The sequence below is a fragment of the Paenibacillus marinisediminis genome (assembly GCF_054343325.1).
Genome location: NZ_JBTGUH010000024.1, coordinates 1 through 1,403, shown reverse-complemented (window position 1 = coordinate 1,403; position 1,403 = coordinate 1). Strand labels below are relative to the sequence as shown.

Sequence of the window (1,403 nt, the reverse complement as noted above, 5' to 3'; positions counted from 1 at the left end):
CGGCTAAGCCCCTTTAATCTGGAGTCCTACCCTACAGTAATTACTCATGCATTGAATAGCTCGTTATTTCGAGTTTTTACATTGCTTTATGGAACATTGAAGAGTCGTCTATTGTCTTGATCCACTCTGAGAATACTGCAGGTGGCATTAACTTTAAACTGCCATGCATCCTGCGATTGTTGTAGAAGTCCATATACAGATCGAGTGCCTCATAGGCTTCTTCAAAGGTCATGAAGTTTCTTCTTTTGAACAGATCTCGTTCCAGCAAGCTGTGAAATGACTCTATATACGCATTCATATTAGGTGTTCGCGGCGGGATGCGTTCATGGATCATATCTAGACTTTCACATGTATCTCCAAATAACTTACTAACGAATTGCGGTCCGTTATCTGTACGGATCGTCGGCATTACATCTCCTGCCTTTATACGGCTTTGCAGCGCCCTCCACAAAGTTTGGACGGCATGCTTGGCCTCGCATACGGGCCCTCTGTATTGTTGAACGACGACTCGGTCGAACACATCAATAATACTGAGCACAAAAAAGAAGCGCTCCTGTCCAATGACGTAGCCATACTTAATATCCATCTGCCACAGCTGATTAGATCTCGTTACGACTTGATTCTTAGGAAGCCTGCGTGGGTGTTTTGGAATCCGTTGACGCTGTTTTTGAAGAATGCCCTGCTCCTTGCACAGACGATATGATTTCTTCTTATTTAACTTAACACCATATTGATTGCGAATCGATTGTCCAAGAAGTTTATAACCGTAGACATATTCTTCGCCTTCAAGCAGTTCAAAGAGCCACTCTGTGATTTGTTCGTCATTGACTTTCTCACCTGTCACAGTGAATGAATAACCAGGCACAGGACGCCCTTTCTTAGTCTCAACAGGGCGTCCTGACTTTGGAGTGGCAGCTCGTTTCATTCGTCCATAGTACGTTGATTCCCATAACCCAAGTATTCGCAGAACCAATGCAACTGGTTTCCCCCGCTTAATAAATGATTCTGCTATTTCAAATTTCTCAGATAAGCGGGGTTTTTCTTTTTTAGTAATTCTCGGAGAATCTCATTTTCGAGTTCCTTTTCTCCAAGTACCTTCATAGCTTTCTCGTAGCGCTGTTCCACATCCTGCAGTCTCCGAAGCTCTTGTAGTTGCTCGTCTTCAGTTGGAATATCTTCTGGTGATATGGAATCACGATAATCTCTAACCCACCCACGAATGGTCTCTGGATGAATATCGTGCATGCGGGATAAGACCCCCACTTTAACACCAGCCAATACTTGCTTAACGATTTGAATTCGCTCTTCCTCTTTCAGTCTCTTTCCCATACCGAATCATCTCCCTTATCTACAGTTTAAAACACTGTATAGGAAGACTCCAGTTTAATTAGGGGGCCTAAGAG

The 1,403-nt window shown here is 43.5% G+C and carries 2 protein-coding genes; both read right to left on the bottom strand.

Translation table 11 applies throughout. The features are described from left to right. Window positions 1-76: 76 nt before the first annotated feature. The gene (locus tag ACXX53_RS23020) at window positions 77-973 is read right to left on the bottom strand and encodes an IS3 family transposase (RefSeq protein ID WP_458571019.1); all 897 of its coding nucleotides are present in this window, start codon (window positions 971-973) and stop codon (window positions 77-79) included. Between the two features lie 35 nt (window positions 974-1,008). Further along, window positions 1,009-1,329 carry a transposase gene (locus ACXX53_RS23015; RefSeq protein ID WP_458571018.1) on the bottom strand — a complete coding sequence of 107 codons (321 nt, stop codon included), beginning with the start codon at window positions 1,327-1,329 and terminating at the stop codon, window positions 1,009-1,011. Between the last annotated feature and the right edge of the window lie 74 nt (window positions 1,330-1,403).

Excerpts from the sequence above, each read along its gene's own strand:
- ACXX53_RS23015 (WP_458571018.1), bottom strand. The coding sequence starts at position 1,329 with ATGGGAAAGAGACTGAAAGAGGAAGAGCGAATTCAAATCGTTAAGCAA.